This window comes from Glaciimonas sp. OK215 (assembly GCF_057787885.1).
The window spans coordinates 1,423,052-1,440,194 of the sequence record NZ_CM173544.1 but is presented as its reverse complement, the minus strand read 5'-3'; the positions used below and the strand labels follow the sequence as shown (position 1 = coordinate 1,440,194).

Sequence of the window (17,143 nt, the reverse complement as noted above, 5' to 3'; positions counted from 1 at the left end):
ATTAATCCGCAGGCGCTACGATTAACGCAACAGGCCACGTTTGCTGAGATAGGCGTTACTGCCGATGGAAACGATGGCATCGAGCATCAGCGCCAGCAGCGCGGTCGCGCTGGCACCGAGCAGCAGTTGATCCTGATTGTTCAAATAGATGCCGGGGAAAATCATGCTGCCAAGACTTTCGCCGCCAATCAGAATCGACAATGGCGCGGTACCGACATTAATCGCCAATGCGGTACGTATGCCGCCGGCAATAATCGGGATCGCATTCGGCAATTCAACCCGGAACAGGATTTGATACGGTTTCATGCCGACGCCTTTGGCGGCATCGTGCAGCGCCGGCGGGACTTGTTTCAGTCCCTCGCAGGTGTTGCGCACTATCGGCAACAATGAGGCGAGCCATAAGGCAATGATCGACGGTTTATCGCCGATACCGAAAAATGCCAGCGCCAGGGCCAGCACCGCAATCGACGGAATGGTGTTGCCGATGTTAAATATCTGCATGAATTTTTCTGCATGGCGTGCAAAGCGGGGACGGCTTAGCAAAATTCCGGCAGGCAAACCGGTGACCAAAGCCAGCGACATCGACCAGCCGACCAACTGCATATGACGCATGCTGTAATAAATCAAATCACCTTGATAGCTCTGAATAGCGCCGGCGCCGACCGCCCAGCCGATGCCCGCCACAACCAACGTGGTGATGGCTGCGCCGACGATGGCATTACGATAGCGATTCGTCATGTTTTACTCCCTTACTGCTGCACGCGTTCAGAACACAGGAAATACCTGCACAAACCAGCACGCGCGAGCACGACAAACAAAGCTGTCAATTTATTTATCCCATTCCTTAATCCCGAGAGGACTGTTCAGAATGAGTCGACTGCCGCATTGGGGCGGCAAACTGAATGCGAGGATATCCTCGACGTTTGATGAAACTCCGACCTTTGTCAGAGCATTGGACGACCCGCTGATGCAGGTCACGAAGCTAAACTACGCCGTTTTGGGGTGGCGCGATGTTTCCAGGGGAACTAGTGTAATGAATTTTCTTGATGAAGTCCAGTAATGACTTTACCGAAAGCTATTACCTGAATGTCTGTAGAGGGCTAGAACAAGCTTTTTTTAATGAACAAAAGAGAATACAAAGTAGAAACAACATGGCCGGGGAGTCTCCCGGCCATTATTTTAATGCTAAAAACATATTAACCGCAGCCTCTACAGCCGCAAGCTAAAATTCGCGCTCTATCAGGACACCCGCAATTGACTCGCCGCCAACGCTAATGCGGTAATCCGCGCCCAGTCGCCCGATTCCAGGGCATCCTTCGGTGTCAACCAGGAACCGCCGACGCAAGCGACGTTTTTGCAGGCCAGGAATTGCGCAGCAGTCTGTTGCGATATCCCGCCAGTCGGACAGAACGTCACATCAGCCAGCGGCCCGGCGATCGCATTCAACATGCCGACGCCGCCCGCAGGCACCGCAGGAAACAACTTCAGTTGACGGAAACCGGCTTCGCGGGCCGCCATGACTTCCGACGGCGTCATCACACCCGGCAATAACGGCAAGCCGCTCGACTTTGCCGCAGCGATCAGCGCCGCGGTCAAACCGGGCGAAACACCGAATACCGCGCCGGCATCGCGTGCAGCGGCAAATTCTTCCGGCTGGGTTAAGGTGCCGACGCCGACAATCGCACCCGGCACCTGTTCGGCCATGGCGCGAATCGCGGCCAGGCCATGGACCGTGCGCAGCGTCACTTCCAGCACGCGGATGCCACCGGCAACCAATGCCTTCGCGAGTGGGACCGCGTGTGCGAGATCATCAATCGCGATCACCGGAATCACCGCTGATGTGCGCATGATGTCGAGCACTTCGTTGTCATACAAATAATTGGTCGATGTCATATCTTCGCTTTCTAATGTTCGTCAAAATTAATTCATGTTGGTAGCGCAGCGTAACTGCCTGTTATTCAACGACGACCGCCGCCGACTCCAGCACAGGCGGCAGATCAAAGCTGGTCGCTCCCTCTTCCGCCGCGCTCACCGAGTTACGGAACATGGCAAACAATTCGCGCCCCATGCCAACCTGATTTGCAGCCAGATTCACCAGCTCCGGCTGCCGTTGCGCCCACTCATCGGCCGGCACCAGGGCCTCGAGTATACCGTGCTCGGCATCCATCTTGATCAGGTCGCCGGTACGCACCAGCGCCAACGGCCCGCCTGCCAGGACTTCCGGCGTCACGTGGATCGCCGCCGGCACTTTGCCCGATGCGCCGGACATCCGGCCATCCGTGACCAATGCCACATGACGCCCCTTGTCTTGCAAAATACCCAGCGCCGGCGTCAATGCATGCAGTTCCGGCATGCCGTTGGCGCGTGGCCCCTGATGGCTCAGCACGGCGATAAAGTCACGGTCCAGCTCACCGGCCCGGAAGGCCTTCATGAAGGCCTCCTGTGAATTGAATACGATGGCCGGTGCCTGCACCACCCAATGCTCTTTTTTGACCGCCGAAATTTTGATGACTGCACGTCCCAGATTACCCGTCAATAAACGCAAACCGCCATCGGCGGAGAACGGCGCAGCGGCAGTGCGCAATACCGAATCATCACCACTTTTTTCCGGTGCCGGCTTAAATACGACCGCCTCGCCTTCCAGGAACGGCTCGGCACAGTGAGCGCGCAAACTGTCGCCCAGAATGGTGGTGACGTCTTCATGCATCAGGCCGGCGTCGAGCAACTCGCGAATCACGAAACCGGTACCGCCGGCGGCGTGGAAATGGTTGACGTCGGCATCGCCATTCGGATAGATCCGGGTCACCAGCGGCACCACCGCCGACAACGCATCAAAATCATTCCAATCGATCACAATCCCGGCTGCCTTGGCTATCGCTACCAGATGCAAGGTGTGATTGGTCGAACCGCCGGTCGCCAGCAGCGTGACAATGGCGTTGACGATACTCTTTTCGCTGACCACATGACCGACCGGACGGTAATTGCCGCTGTGGTCGGTGATCTTCAAAGCCTGACGCCCGGCTTCGGCCGTCAGGGCATCGCGTAATGGCGTATTTGGCGTAATGAACGCAGAACCGGGAAGGTGTAAACCGAGTGCCTCCATCAACATTTGATTGCTGTTGGCGGTACCGTAAAAAGTACAGGTTCCGGCGCTGTGGTAAGACTGCGATTCCGCTTCCAGCAGTCCGGCGCGGTCGATTTTGCCTTCCGCGTACAACTGGCGGATTTTGACTTTTTCTTTATTTGTCATGCCGCTGGTCATCGGACCGCCCGGGACGAAAATCGCTGGTAAATGACCAAAATGCAACGCGCCGATCAACAGCCCCGGCACAATCTTGTCGCAGATACCCAGATACAACGCCGCATCAAACATATTGTGCGACAGCGCAATCGCCGTCGCCATCGCAATCGCGTCGCGCGAGAACAGCGACAGCTCCATGCCTGGCTGCCCTTGCGTGACGCCGTCGCACATCGCCGGCGTGCCGCCGGCAAACTGCGCCACACCACCTGCAGCGCGCACTGCGTCCTTGATGATTTGCGGGAAACGCTCGAACGGCTGATGGGCCGACAACATGTCGTTGTAAGACGACACAATCGCGACAGAAAGATCTTTATCCTGCTTCAGCCGCAATTTGTCATTGACGGGAAAAGCGGCAAAACCATGCGCCAGGTTGGTACAGGACAATGCGCCGCGCTGTACGTCCTGACGACGCGCGATGTCGAGACGCGCCAGATAGGCACTACGATAGGGTTGGCTGCGCGCGATGATTCGTTCGGTGACTTTGGCAACGCTGGCTTGAACGGACATGATGGGATCCTTGAGAAATAAGCTTAAACGCAAGCTTGAAATACGGGACAAAATGAAATTTTACTACAAAATACTTTTGCTGACTCCCTATTCCACACATTTTTCCTGCTACCTGCTCTGGCCCGGAGTAGAAGCCAATCACCAATAATAACCGGCCTTTCTTTTTTCAGGAATCATCTCTTGTGAACGAGGAATTGACCGGCACGGAGAAAGCGACAACTTGCCGGCAAACAAAAATAGTACATAAAATCGATAATAATTTGTAGTGAAATTACCGTTAGGTATTGTATAGTCATACTAAATCCAAGCCACCATGAGACTACGGACATGCCCCACACCGCGCTCGACACCACCAGCATCAAACCCGACACTGCCGCCTTTCAAGCTCTGCAGACCCATCGCGCTGCGACCGAAAAGTATACGTTGCGCGACCTGTTTTCCGCAGATTCTGAGCGCTTCAACACGTTCTCCGTGGAAGCTGCCGGCCTGTTTCTGGATTACGCCAAAAATATGCTGACAACCGACACCATGTCTTTGCTGTTCGATCTGGCACGTGAACGCAAGGTCGAAGCGCAGCGTGAAGCAATGTTTGCCGGCGAAAAAATCAACACTACCGAACAGCGCGCAGTCCTGCACACGGCGCTACGTGCACCCTGGCAGCCAAATACCGCGTCACTGGTACTGGACGGGCAACAGATCAGTGCCGACGTCCATGCGGTGCTTGAACGCATTCAGACATTTACCGAGGCAGTTCGTTCGGAACAGTGGCGCGGCTATAACGGCAAGCCGATTACCGACATCGTCAACATTGGCATCGGCGGCTCCGACCTTGGACCGAAAATGGTCTGCCAGGCGCTGCGGCCGTTTCAGCATGCGCGCCTGAACATGCATTTTGTCTCCAACGTCGATGGCCATGATCTGGACGCCGTACTGTCGCAGATCGACCCGGCCAGCACCCTGTTTGTGATCGCCTCCAAAACGTTTACCACGGTAGAAACCATGATGAATGCGCAGAGCGCGCGTCACTGGTTTCTGCAGCACGCCGACGGCGTTCAGGAAAGCGATCTGGCGCATCACTTTGTCGCGGTCTCGACCAATACCGAGGCGGTCAAGGCATTCGGCATCGATCCGCAAAACATGTTTCCGTTCTGGGACTGGGTTGGCGGCCGCTATTCCGTATGGTCATCGATAGGCCTGCCGGTCGCGCTGGCGATCGGCTTTGCGCAGTTCAGTGAATTCCTGGCTGGTGCGCATGCGATGGACAGCCACTTCCAGAGCGCACCGCTGGAACAGAACATGCCCGTCATTCTGGCCCTGGTCGGTATCTGGCAGCGCAATTTCTGCGGCAGCTCGTCGTTGTCGATTGCGCCCTACCATCAGGACCTGGGAAATTTTGCCTCGTATCTGCAGCAGCTGGAAATGGAAAGCAATGGCAAACGCGTTGCTGTCGATGGCAGTCCGCTAGAGATCAAAACCTGTCCGGTTATCTGGGGCAATGTCGGCACCAATGGCCAGCACGCCTACTTCCAGCTGTTGCATCAGGGCAGCGACATTACCCCGGTCGACTTTATTGCCGCATTGACCCCCAGCCATCGCCTGCCCGGCCATCAGGCGGCGTTATTGGCGAATTGCTTTGCGCAGTCGGAAGCTTTCATGCGCGGTAAAACTGCGGACGAAGTCCGTGCCGAAATGCAGAGCAAAGGCATGTCAGAAGCCGTGATCGATGCGCTGTTGCCACATCGCACCTTTCCCGGCAATCGCCCCAGCAATACCATCCTGATGCAAAAATTGACGCCGGCCTCCCTGGGCGCCTTGATCGCGCTGTATGAGCACAAGGTCTTTGTACAAGGCGTAATCTGGGGCGTCAACAGCTTTGATCAATGGGGTGTCGAACTCGGCAAGGTGCTGGCAACGCACATTCTTGATGAAATGACGGGCAACACCCCGGCAGACCAGCACGACAGTTCGACCAATGGCTTGATCGCACGCGCGCGCGCCGCGCTGTCGAAGCAATAACAGGCTTTAATCACTATAGACTTTCTAAGTAAAACGGATAATCAAACATCATGGCTCTAGCAGAATTTGATCTGGCAATCTTTGGCGGCACTGGCGATCTCGCAATGCGTAAGTTGTTACCGGCGATGTACTCGCGCGATCGTGCGGAGGATTTGCCGCCGAACGCGCGCATCCTGTGTGTCGGGCGACATCCGATGAGTAGCGACGATTTTCTTCGGCAGATCGAAAAAGACGCCCGCCCGCACGTTTCCACGGACACGTTCAATACGGCTGTCTGGGAACGTTTCTGCCAGCGCGTCCAGTATGTCGCCATGGATGCCACCGATCCCGAGTCGTATCAGGCCCTGGTTGCCGCCATGCGCCCTGATCCGGAAATCACCAACGTATTTTATTTGGCGACGCCACCGGCACTGTTTTCCAAAATCTGTCGCAACCTGTCTTCCTCCGGCCTGGCCACGCCGAATTCTCGCGTGGTGCTGGAAAAACCGCTCGGCCGCGACCTCGCCAGCGCCAAGCAAATCAATGCTGAAGTCGGTCAGATATTTTCTGAATCGCAGATTTTCCGTATCGATCACTACCTGGGCAAAGAGACCGTGCAAAACCTGCTGGCACTCCGCTTTGGCAACGTCCTGTTCGAACCGTTATGGCGTCGCGAATGGATTTCCGATGTGCAGATCACCATCGCCGAAGAACTCGGCGTCGGCAATCGGATGGGCTATTACGAAAGCTCGGGCGCACTGCGCGACATGCTGCAAAACCATCTGCTGCAATTGCTGTGCATCGTCGCCATGGAACCGCCGGTCTCGATCACTTCCGACGCGGTGCGCGATGAAAAGCTGAAAGTCCTGCGCTCACTGAAACGCTTCACGCCGGTGAGCCTGGCGCAAAACGTCGTGCGCGGCCAATACCGGGCCGGTCACGTGAATGGTGTCGCAGTCCCCGGCTACCGCAAGGAGCCGGATGCCGATCCGCACTCGCGCACCGAAACCTTTGTCGCCCTCAAAACCGAAGTCGACACCTGGCGCTGGGCCGGCGTGCCGTTTTATCTGCGCACCGGCAAGCGCATGGCCGATTCGCTTGCCGAAATCGTCATTCGTTTCAAGAAAATTCCGCATTCGATTTTCACACAGCCGAACAATAGCTTTGAAGCCAACTGCCTGGTAATCCGCTTGCAGCCGGACGAAGGCCTGCACCTGAATCTGATGGCAAAAACGCCCGGCGACGGCATGCGTTTGAAGCCAGTCGAACTGGAGCTGAATTTCCGCGAAAGTTTTAAAGCGCCGCGCATGGAAGCCTATGAGCGACTGCTGCTCGATGTGCTGCGTGGACAGCTGACCCTGTTCATGCGCAGCGACGAACTGGAAGCGGCCTGGGAATGGGTTGAACCGATTCTCGATTATTGGGAGCAGGAAGAAAACGAGCCGATCCCCTACAGCGCCGGCACCTGGGGCCCGGCGGCGGCCAGCGCCCTCATCGGTCGCGACGGTTTGCAGTGGCGCGAAGAAGCGCTGCCAGAAGTCTAGGGTGATCTAAGTGACAATGCTACTCGACGCCATCCGCACCCAAACCGACCTGCTGTCCAAGTCGGAGAAAAAGGTCGCGTTGACGATCCTCGACAATCCGCAACTGGCGTTGTCGGAGAACATCACCGCATTGGCCAAAAACGCGCAAGTCTCGGAGCCGACAGTGGTGCGCTTTTGCCGCGCCGTCGGCTATGAAGGCTGGCATGACTTCAAACTGAAGCTGGCGCAAAGCCTGGCGGTGGCATTGCCGGGTGCCAACGAAATGCTGGCACAGGATGATATTGCCGCCGATCTGGTCAACAAGATTTGCAGCCGATCGATTAACACCCTGCTGGACTTGCGCAATCACCTGAGTCCCGATGCCATTCAGCGCGCACTCGACGTTCTGCTGAAGGCCAACAAGATCGAGTTCTACGGTCAGGGCACCTCCGGTATCGTGGCCGCCGATGCGCAACACAAGTTCTTCCGCTCAGGCGTACCGACCGTGGCCTACTCCGATCCGCATATCCACAGTATCGCGGCATCGCTGTTACAGCCTGGCGATGCGGTGGTAGCGATCTCGCAACGCGGCGGCAATGCGGCGCTGCTGCGCAGTGTGCAACTGGCTAAAAAAGGCGGTGCCGATATCATCGTGCTGGGTCCCAGCGGCACCCCGCTCGCAGAACTGGCAACCGTGCTGGTGCCGATCGACCTGAGCTTCAATACCGACCCCTATACGCCGATCTCGGCGCGGCTGGCGCATCTGGTGGTGATCGATATTCTGGCGGTGGGCCTGGCGCTCAAGCGCGGACCGGAATTCCGCAAGAAAATGCAAAACGCACAGAAAGCGCTGCAACAGTTCGACATGCAGTTCGACTCTTTCTTCCGCTGATCAGAACTCGACCATCATGACGCCACCCTCGGTATTCCAGAATCCGGCCTTCCTGACCGAACAGATGCAGCGCGACATCGCTTTTTTCCATCCACGCGCGATTGATCCGGCCGGTGGGTTTTTCCATTACCTGAATGACGACGGCAGTGTTTACGATGCCGCTAGCCGCCATCTGGTCAACAGCGCGCGCATGGTGTTTTGCTATGCGCTGGCATTTCGCCTGGATGGCAAAGAGGTATATCGGGAAGCTGCGCGTCATGGCTTGCGCTTCCTGGAAGAACGACATAAGCAAGCGGAATATGGCGGTTACGCCTGGGTGCTGGAAAACGGCGTGCCGGTTGACCGCACCCAGCATTGCTACGGCCTGGCGTTCGTATTGCTGGCCCATGCCCACGCGCTGAGAATCGGCATCACCGAAGCCGCGGCCGGTGTGAATGCAACGTTCGCGTTGATGGAACGCCTGTTCTGGTCGGAAACCGACTGCTTGTATGCCGATGAAGCAACGCCCGCTGGCGTGGTGTCGTCCTATCGCGGCCAGAACGCCAATATGCACAGTTGCGAAGCATTGATTGCGGCGTTTGAAGCGACCGGCGATAAACGTTATCTGCACCGAGCCGAACTGTTGGCACACAACATCACGATACGCCAGGCAGCGCTAGGCAATGGCTGGATCTGGGAGCATTACCATGCCGACTGGAGTGTGGATTGGGAATATAACCGTCACGACAGCAGCAATATGTTCCGGCCATGGGGTTATCAGCCAGGCCACATGACCGAATGGGCCAAGTTGCTGCTGCTGCTCGAGCGCCATAGCGCACACCTGCAACGCGACAGCGACTGGTTGCTAGCGCGTGCGCAAGCGTTGTTTGATGTGACGATGCCGTTGGCCTGGGACCAGCAATTCGGCGGCCTGGTGTACGCTCTGGCGCCGGATGGCAGCGCCTGCGATGACGACAAATACTTTTGGGTGCAGGCGGAGTCGCTGGCGACGGCAGGACTGTTGGCGCAGCGTACCGGCAACCCGCATTACTGGGATTGGTATAACAAACTGTGGCAATACAGTGCCGACCATTTGATCGACTCCCGGCAAGGCGGCTGGTACCGGATTCTGCACCGTGACAACCGTCGCTACGGCCCGGAAAAACCACCGTATGGCAAGACCGACTTCTATCATCCTATGGGTGCCTATCTGGAATCGCTGTATGCGGTTGGCAGCGCGCTAGCGTAATCCGCCAGCATAATCTTTAACCGGCTTTGATCGAAGCCGCCCTTTGCCTGAATGCCGGCGCCAAGCCGCCACAACTGGCACAAGTACATTCCTTGCTAAAAAACATCTGCGCCCCCTGCGACCGGCTGCCTGTCAACAGGCCGTTGGTTGCACGCGCATCTTCTGCCGTTAGCCGCCGGAAAATGTACCAAAGCTACTTGTAGTAAAAATACACCACTCCAGTTTACCAAAACAATAAAACTGCTACATTGCTAGCGATAACCTTTTCTCGCCCTGCGATAACCATTTTCAACGGTTAAACGCCGCATGAAAATCGTTCCATGCTGCAAATTTGCAACATAAATATAGTAAAACTACATAAATAAAACAAAAATGACACAATAGGGTTTACCATCAGCATCAACACAGCAAATCTGCATTGCAATGCATTTGGCATAGCCAGATTCAAGAATTTCGAGCTAGCAAGACTCGGAAAACGGTGGTCAACACCATATTTTTACTTAGGAGATGAGATGAGCAAAACCGTTTTGAAAACTCTGCGCACGGCCTCCCGCCTGCCAACGGTAAAACCACTAGTAGCAGCTGTCATTCTGGCCGCCACTTGCGCCGGCCAGGCCCAAGCCCAAACCAATGTCACCATTTATGGTCGTGTCGACGCCGGCGTCGACTACCAAAGCAATCAATTCAACTCAACTACCGGCCAGCGCGGCGGACAATGGGGTATGGGCGGCAACTCGTGGGGCACCAGCATGTTCGGCTTCAAGGGTGCGGAAGACCTGGGTGGCGGACTGACAGCCATCTTCACTCTGGAAAACGGTTTTAACGCCAGCAACGGTAGCGTGAATGGCGGCTCCGGCCTGTGGACGCGCCGTTCTTTGGTCGGCCTGAGCGGCGGTTTCGGTACCGTGAAAATGGGCCGCGACCTGACTCTGCCAAGCGACATCGTTTGGGGCCTGGATCCAACCGGCCAGCAGGCCTTGAGTACGGCAACCCTGGTAAAAGGTCGTAACTGGCCGCAAACCAGCAACCAGGTTCAATACATCTCACCGGACATGGGCGGCTTCACGGCTCAGGGCGCATACGGCTTCGGTGAAGTTGCCGGCTCGACCAAGAAGAACAGCAGCAGCGGTGTCGCTCTGTCCTTTGTACAACCCAGCTATTCACTCGTAGCGATGTACGACGTCGCCAATGATCCAAACGGCCGGTATTCGACCCTGTTCCAATTCTCGAAAGAATTGACTGTCGGCGGGACCGTCACCATCGACAAACTGAAAATGTTTGCCGGTTACGAAAATCTGTCGGCACCGCAAGTCATCGCCGGTCCGGACAAGGCTAACCACTTCTGGCTAGGCGCCAACTACCAGTTGACGCCGGCACTGACATTGATCGGCGCGGCGTATCACGTCAAGCTGAATCAAAATACCGGCAGCGCCAACCTGTTCATGCTGGGCACCAACTACAGCTTGTCGAAACGCACTCTGCTGTACGCGAGCATCGGCACCATACGTAACGGCTCGAACACGAATTTCCAGGTTGAAACAGGCGATGGAACCGGTTTGACGGGTCAAAATCAGAACGCGTTCTACACAGGTGTCAGCCACTCGTTCTAAGCAGTATCCGGGTAGTGCCGATTGGCGCGCTGCTTGAGCTCGGCGTGCCAGTCTGCAATATCCTGTCATTTTGCCGATTAGTGGCAGTAGCGAGACGTCCCTGGGTTCCCCCCAGATTTTGCCCATTCGTAGCTGAGTGGGCATTTTTTATTTCATGCTGACTCCAGCACCGAATTTGGCTGATCTACGCTGAGGCCCGCCACAGCGAGTTTTCCCAGGGATCAAATGGATTCAGCATACCCCGGTGCTTTCTTGTAGATACGACAATTGAGTTAAACCAATTTTCACCAGAAGAAGTCATTTCAGCAAACACTGAAAGTGCTTGTTCCAGTGAAGAGCATCTTGACAATTTCACTGAAAATGCTATTTTCAACAAATGCTGAAACCAGATCATTTGATGAAAGACATCGAGCGCCAAGCGGCGCAGGCACTTCGTTTGCTGTTGGGGCAAGTGCCTGCGATCAAGCTTTTGGACGTTGAGCACGAAGAGTCTGGGCCTGACCAGGGCGTGGACATCGTGGCGCATATCGACGTGTCAGGCAGGCGCCATGCACTGGTCTGCGAAGTGAAATCCACTGGCCAGCCGCGCCATGTCCGGATCGCATTACTCCAACTGCGCAACTACATGGCGCATCATGCGCAAGATGCCACGCCTGTTTTCATAGCCCCTTATCTGTCCCCTGACGCTCAAGCGCTGTGCCGTGAGCAAGATGTGGGCTTTCTCGACCTCGAAGGCAATGCACGCCTTATCTTCGACAGCGTCTTTATCGAACGCCAAGTCGCGAGCAAACCCGCTGCCGATCGGCGTGAACTCAGGTCGCTGTTCAAACCTAAATCCGCGCAGGTGTTGCGCGTGATGCTTCGCAATCCCCGTCAGGCGTGGCGCGTCACGGATCTTGCGCAGGCCGCCGCCGTCAGCCTTGGTCACGTTAGCAACGTCCGTGTCGGCTTGCTCGATCGGGAGTGGGCGCAAGTGTCCGAGGAAGGCCTGTTTTTATCCGAGCCCGACGCGCTGCTGGACAAGTGGCGCGACGCCTACGAACCACCAGTTGGAAAGCGCGTGGCCTTCTATACAACCCTGCACGGCAGCGCGTTTGAGGAAGCTGCGCGGCGAGTGCTACGTTCAGATGGCGATGCCGGTCTGGCGGCATTTGCATCCTTCTCTGCGGCGCATTGGCTCGCTCCGTACGGCCGGACAGGTACGCAGTATTTCTATGCGGACGAGGCAGGTCTCGAACGACTGCAGTCAGCCTTGAAGCTGTCCCTGATTTCCAAAGGCGAAAACGCAGTGGTGACCCTGCTCAAGGATGCTGGTCTGTTGCGCGACACGGAGGAACCGGCGCCTGGAGCAATCTGCACGAGCCCTGTCCAAACCTATCTTGATCTTGCCAACGCCGGCGAACGCGGGCGAGAGGCCGCCGATCATCTACGGCGAGAAAGGCTGACATGGCCGAAATGACGCCAGGTGAGCCACAGTCCGCCGCCGATTACGACGATCGCACGACGGCGGCCGTGAAGACTGTGCTGATCGAAATCGGCCAGATCCTCGGAAGCTTCAAAGGTAAGTTTGCCATCGTCGGTGGCGCGGTGCCGTGGCTGCTGCTGGGCAACGAGGATATGCCACACGTCGGCACGCTCGACGTGGATGTCGGGTTGGATGCAGAGGCATTGGGTGATGGTGAATACGCCATACTCATCGATGCCTTACGCGGCCACGGTTATCACCAACGCGGGGCGTTGCGGCGGTTTCAGCTCGTGCGTCAGGTTCTCACCCAAGATGACGGGGCTCCGATCGACATAATCGTTGACTTCCTGATGCCGCGTGATGCCGAAATCGTCAAAAACATCCCGCCGTTGATCAGTGACTTAGCGGTGCAAAGAGCGGACGGCGCTGACTTGGCGATGCGCTTCTATCATATGGTGGCAATCAGCGGGCCGATGCCTGCAGGTGGCACGAACCAGGTCGAAATCGCGGTCTGCTCCATCCCTGCCCTCCTCGCGATGAAAGGTCACGCGGTGGAAGGTCGCTACAAGCAGAAAGATGCCTACGACATCTACTACTGCATCCGTAACTACCCCGACGGGCCTGAAGCACTCGCCGAGGCATGCCGTCCACTGCTCGAACATGCAAGTGGTGCGGCAAGCTACGGCTTCATCGCTGGTAAATTCGATACCGTTGATGGCTTCGGGCCGACCTGTGTACGCCGCTTCGTCGAAGATACGAATGTGCTGGGCGACCGTAGCCCGGAGCAATGGCAGCAAGACGCCTTCGGTCAGGTCGATGCCTGGCTGCGCGCACTTGGATTAAGGGGGTAAGTGCCATGGCGCAACGCCAACGTGCCCGGCCGTCACAAAGAAAGCGCCCGCCTGATGCATTTTGTAGAGCCGCGCTTGTGGGCGCATGCTGTCATCCGGCTCTTCGCCGGATGCGCCAGGTCGAATGACGATGGTGAAGGTGCTTACTTCGTATGCGAAATCAGGTTAGGCGATAAGGGACTATCATCGGGCGCTTGTGCGGGCGCTGCCTGGGCACCGTCTTTAGCGGAAACTTTGTCGCTGGCCGTATCTCCTTGAATCGATGCGATATGCGCCAGAATCCCGCGCTTGGCCTGACGCTGCAGTTCGGCAAACGGACTGGAGCGGTTCATCGACACCCCAACCGCCAGTACATCAATCAACAGCAGCAGCAAAATCCGCGAGACCATCGGAATGTGCATGTTGCTGCCTTCGTCGTGCTCGACCGCCAGCGTGAAATCGGCGCGCTTGGCCAACTGGGAGTTGCTCGGCGCCAGCGCAATGATGGTAGCGCCGGAATTGACAGCAACTTCAACCGCCGGCGCCAGATGACGCAAGCGGCCGGAATTGGAAATAATCACTGCGACATCGGTGCTTTTCAGTAACGAAGCCGAAATTTCCTGCAATTGCGGATCGGTGTAGGCCGATGCCGGAATCCCCAGACGGAAAAATTTCTGCTGAGCGTCCTCTGCCACCAGACCGCAGCTGCCGAAACCATAAAACTCGACGCGTGAAGCCTGACTCAGAATATCGATGACCTTGGTCAGCGTGTCGGCATTCAGATTGTCACGCACTTCCATCATCGCCGAAATGGTGTTGTCGACCACCTTGACCCCGACATCCAGCGACGAATCGCCGACATGGACCTGACTGTGAGCGACAGGGACGGTACCGGTGACGCCCGACGCCAGTTTCAACTTGAAATCGGCCAGCCCCTGACAACCCATGGTGCGGCAAAAACGAATCACGGTCGGTTGGCTCACCTCCGCCCGGCGGGCGATTTCCGAAATCGGCTCGCTCATGACCGCGCGAGGATGGGCCAGAATCACGCTGGCGACTTTTTGTTCGGCAGGTGAAAACTGGGAACGCGCCTTGCGGATTCTTTCCAGTATCGGGACCGCATTGCCACCGCCGAGATGCTCGGCCAAAATGGCGGCGACACCGACGAATGCCGGATAAGGCGCGGTGATGACGTAGGTCGGAATCTTGGCCATGTAAGCAGCAAATCGGCCTTTGCTTTCAAAGCGGGCGCGGAACGGCGAGTTGGCAAAGTACTCACCCAGGCGCGGCACCACGCCACCACCGATATAGATACCGCCCAACGTGCCAAGCGTCATCGCCACATCGGCAGCAACAGTGCCCAGCATGGCACAAAAACATTCGAGTACTTCGCCGCATAATTCATCGCTGCCATTCAGCGCACGCTCCACAATCTGCGCAGTCTGCAGCGGCTCGGGATTGGCGATGCCGCGCATGTCAGCCAATGCCTGATAGGTCATTTCGATCCCGGGGCCGGACACCAGCCGCTCCGCAGAAACGTGCGAATAGGTGCGCCAGCAATACGCCAGCACCGCCGCTTCACGGGCATCGCCTGGTGCGAATCCCACGTGACCGCCTTCGCTCCCCAGCGCAATCCAGCGGCCGTCGGATGGAATCAAGCCGCCCACGCCCAGCCCGGTACCGGCACCGACCAGTCCGACCACGCCGCCGGCAAGCGGTTTGCCGCCGCCGATCTGGACGCAATGCGACTGCTCCAGATGCGGCAGTGCCATGGATAGCGCGGTGAAATCATTGACGATCAGCAAGGTGTCCAGATTCAAGCGGCGGCGCGTCGCGTCGATCGAAAAAGCCCAATGGTGATTGGTCATTTTGATTTCATCGCCATGCACCGGATTCGCAATGGCAATGGCGGCGTGGCGTACCTGCGGGTGTTGACTGGACGCCAGATAAGCCTCGACCGCCAGCGCGAATTCGGCATAATCGGCGCAGCGCAAGGTCTGTATCGCAGCGATCTGGCCCGGTGCACGCTCCAGCGCAAACCGTGCGTTGGTGCCACCGACGTCTGCCAGCAAGCGCGGACCATCCAGATAGCCATCCGTTGGGGCTGCGTTAGCATTTACGGCCGTAGATGAAGACATGACGTAAAACCTTCAATTAAAACAATTGATTAAATAAAATTTAAATAAAGTCGGCATACGATCCGGCACCACATGTTGGCGTCGATATGCGTCAATTTATCGCGTTTTTCTGCAAAACCTTAACGATCTTCAGGCCACTGCGCACCGGCCCGCGCCATCATCGCAAATGATGCTGTCGGCCCCCAACTGCCGGCCATATACGGCTTTGGCGGCGATTGACTGGTTTGCCAGTGATGCAACAACGGTTCTACCCACTTCCACGCCGCCTCCTGTTCGTCGCGCCGGACAAATAGTGACAAATTACCGCGAATCGCATCCAGCAAAAGTCGCTCGTAGGCTTCCGCCCGCCGTTGTTGAAAAGCTTGATCGAACGACAGATCGAGCGCTACCGGTTGCACAATCATCCCGTCGCCCGGTTGCTTCGCCAGACAATGCAATTGTATCGATTCATCCGGCTGCAACCGGATGACCAGACGGTTGCTGACTAACCCGCTCGGGCCGGCCGGCATTGGCAAAATCGCATGGGGAATAGGCCTGAACGTGATGACGATTTCTGCCGCGCGCTGCGCCAGGCGCTTACCGGTACGCAAGAAAAACGGAACACCGGCCCAACGCCAGTTATTGATCTCTGCGTGCAACGCGACAAAGGTTTCGGTCTGCGACTGGGGCGGAATGCCGGGCTCCTGCAGGTAACCCGGCGCTGACTGGCCGTTGACTGCGCCTGACACATATTGGCCACGCACCGCCCGCAATTCCAGATCTTCAGCGGAAAACGGCTTTAAGGCACGCAATACCCGGACTTTTTCGTCGCGTACGGCGTTCGCATCGAGCGAGGTCGGCGGCTCCATTGCCACCGTGCACAACAATTGCAGCAGATGATTCTGCACCATGTCGCGCAACGCCCCGGTGCCATCGTAAAACTCGCCGCGTCCTTCGACCCCCAGTTGCTCGGCAATCGTGAGCTGTACATGTGCGATCGATTCGCGCCGCCAGAGTGGCTCGAACAAGCTATTGGCAAAGCGCAGCGCCAGCAAATTCTGTACCGATTCCTTGCCCAGATAATGATCGATGCGGTAAATCTGATCTTCGGAAAAGACCCGCGCCACCGCATCATTGATCGCATGAGAAGAGCGCAAATCATGACCGAGCGGCTTTTCCAGCACTACCCGTGCCTGCGACAAATCAATCGTGCTGGCGGCCAGATTGGCGCAGATGCGTTCAAACAACAAAGGCGAAGTTGCCAAATAAAATACCGATACCGCCTTGCTATCGGCCAGCAGGTCCGCCAGGCGCCGATAGCCCGCCGGATCCACCAAATCCAGCGCCAGATAATCAATCCGCGCCAGAAAGCTTTGCCACTGCGCGTCGTCCCGATCTACCGGGGTATTGCCCTTGACATGCCGGGCAGCATTCTCGCTGACCCAGTCGAGATACGCATCCCGGCTAAAGGCTTGCTTGGAAACACAGATGATGCGACCGTTCTGGTGCAGCTTGTCCTCGCGATGGGCGACAAACAACGCCGGAAGAATCTTCCGCATCGACAAATCGCCGGTCGCGCCAAACAAAATAAAGTTAAAAGGAGGATGGGTTTGCATCGTTCTCTGTAATAAATAAAAACTTATATTGCAATCTTAATGTAGCTTTACTACAATTA

General features: G+C 56.7%; 12 protein-coding genes. 7 read left to right on the top strand and 5 right to left on the bottom strand.

What is annotated here, in order from left to right:
- Positions 1-21: 21 nt before the first annotated feature.
- The 3 genes from AC3CHX_RS06395 to edd all read right to left on the bottom strand — a co-directional run bounded on the left by AC3CHX_RS06395 (position 22) and on the right by edd (position 3,808).
- Entirely contained in the window at positions 22-738 is a 717-nt protein-coding gene (locus AC3CHX_RS06395) for an ABC transporter permease (protein WP_488643240.1), read from the bottom strand.
- A gap of 501 nt (positions 739-1,239) precedes the next feature.
- A complete protein-coding gene (gene eda / locus AC3CHX_RS06390) occupies positions 1,240-1,893 on the bottom strand; it encodes a bifunctional 4-hydroxy-2-oxoglutarate aldolase/2-dehydro-3-deoxy-phosphogluconate aldolase (RefSeq protein WP_488643239.1) in 654 nt (217 codons plus the stop codon).
- Between the two features lie 61 nt (positions 1,894-1,954).
- Entirely contained in the window at positions 1,955-3,808 is a 1,854-nt protein-coding gene (gene edd / locus AC3CHX_RS06385) for a phosphogluconate dehydratase (protein ID WP_488643238.1), read from the bottom strand.
- Positions 3,809-4,135: 327 nt separating this feature from the next.
- Between edd and pgi the strand changes: the two genes are divergently transcribed.
- The 7 genes from pgi to AC3CHX_RS06350 all read left to right on the top strand — a co-directional run bounded on the left by pgi (position 4,136) and on the right by AC3CHX_RS06350 (position 13,372).
- Complete coding sequence (gene pgi, locus AC3CHX_RS06380; RefSeq protein WP_488643237.1) at positions 4,136-5,824, top strand: glucose-6-phosphate isomerase; 1,689 nt, start codon at positions 4,136-4,138, stop codon at positions 5,822-5,824.
- A 50-nt stretch (positions 5,825-5,874) separates the two neighbouring features.
- Positions 5,875-7,347, top strand: a complete 1,473-nt coding sequence (gene zwf / locus AC3CHX_RS06375; protein ID WP_488643236.1) for a glucose-6-phosphate dehydrogenase — start codon at positions 5,875-5,877, stop codon at positions 7,345-7,347.
- 16 nt (positions 7,348-7,363) lie between these two features.
- Complete coding sequence (locus AC3CHX_RS06370; protein WP_488644737.1) at positions 7,364-8,218, top strand: SIS domain-containing protein; 855 nt, start codon at positions 7,364-7,366, stop codon at positions 8,216-8,218.
- Positions 8,219-8,234: 16 nt separating this feature from the next.
- Positions 8,235-9,446 (top strand): AGE family epimerase/isomerase, encoded by a 1,212-nt coding sequence (locus AC3CHX_RS06365; RefSeq protein WP_488643235.1) that lies wholly within the window; start codon positions 8,235-8,237, stop codon positions 9,444-9,446.
- A 512-nt stretch (positions 9,447-9,958) separates the two neighbouring features.
- Positions 9,959-11,056, top strand: coding sequence for a porin (locus AC3CHX_RS06360; RefSeq protein ID WP_488643234.1), 1,098 nt, complete (start codon positions 9,959-9,961; stop codon positions 11,054-11,056).
- Between the two features lie 376 nt (positions 11,057-11,432).
- A complete protein-coding gene (locus tag AC3CHX_RS06355) occupies positions 11,433-12,515 on the top strand; it encodes a type IV toxin-antitoxin system AbiEi family antitoxin (protein ID WP_488643233.1) in 1,083 nt (360 codons plus the stop codon).
- Positions 12,503-13,372, top strand: a complete 870-nt coding sequence (locus tag AC3CHX_RS06350) for a nucleotidyl transferase AbiEii/AbiGii toxin family protein (RefSeq protein WP_488643232.1) — start codon at positions 12,503-12,505, stop codon at positions 13,370-13,372. Before AC3CHX_RS06355 ends, AC3CHX_RS06350 begins: the two co-directional genes overlap by 13 nt.
- Positions 13,373-13,515: 143 nt before the next feature.
- On the opposite strand, the gene AC3CHX_RS06345 is transcribed toward AC3CHX_RS06350, so the two are convergent.
- Positions 13,516-15,489, bottom strand: coding sequence for a glucokinase (locus AC3CHX_RS06345; RefSeq protein ID WP_488643231.1), 1,974 nt, complete (start codon positions 15,487-15,489; stop codon positions 13,516-13,518).
- 119 nt (positions 15,490-15,608) lie between these two features.
- Positions 15,609-17,084 carry a glucose-6-phosphate dehydrogenase gene (gene zwf / locus AC3CHX_RS06340; RefSeq protein WP_488643230.1) on the bottom strand — a complete coding sequence of 492 codons (1,476 nt, stop codon included), beginning with the start codon at positions 17,082-17,084 and terminating at the stop codon, positions 15,609-15,611.
- Positions 17,085-17,143 lie beyond the last annotated feature (59 nt).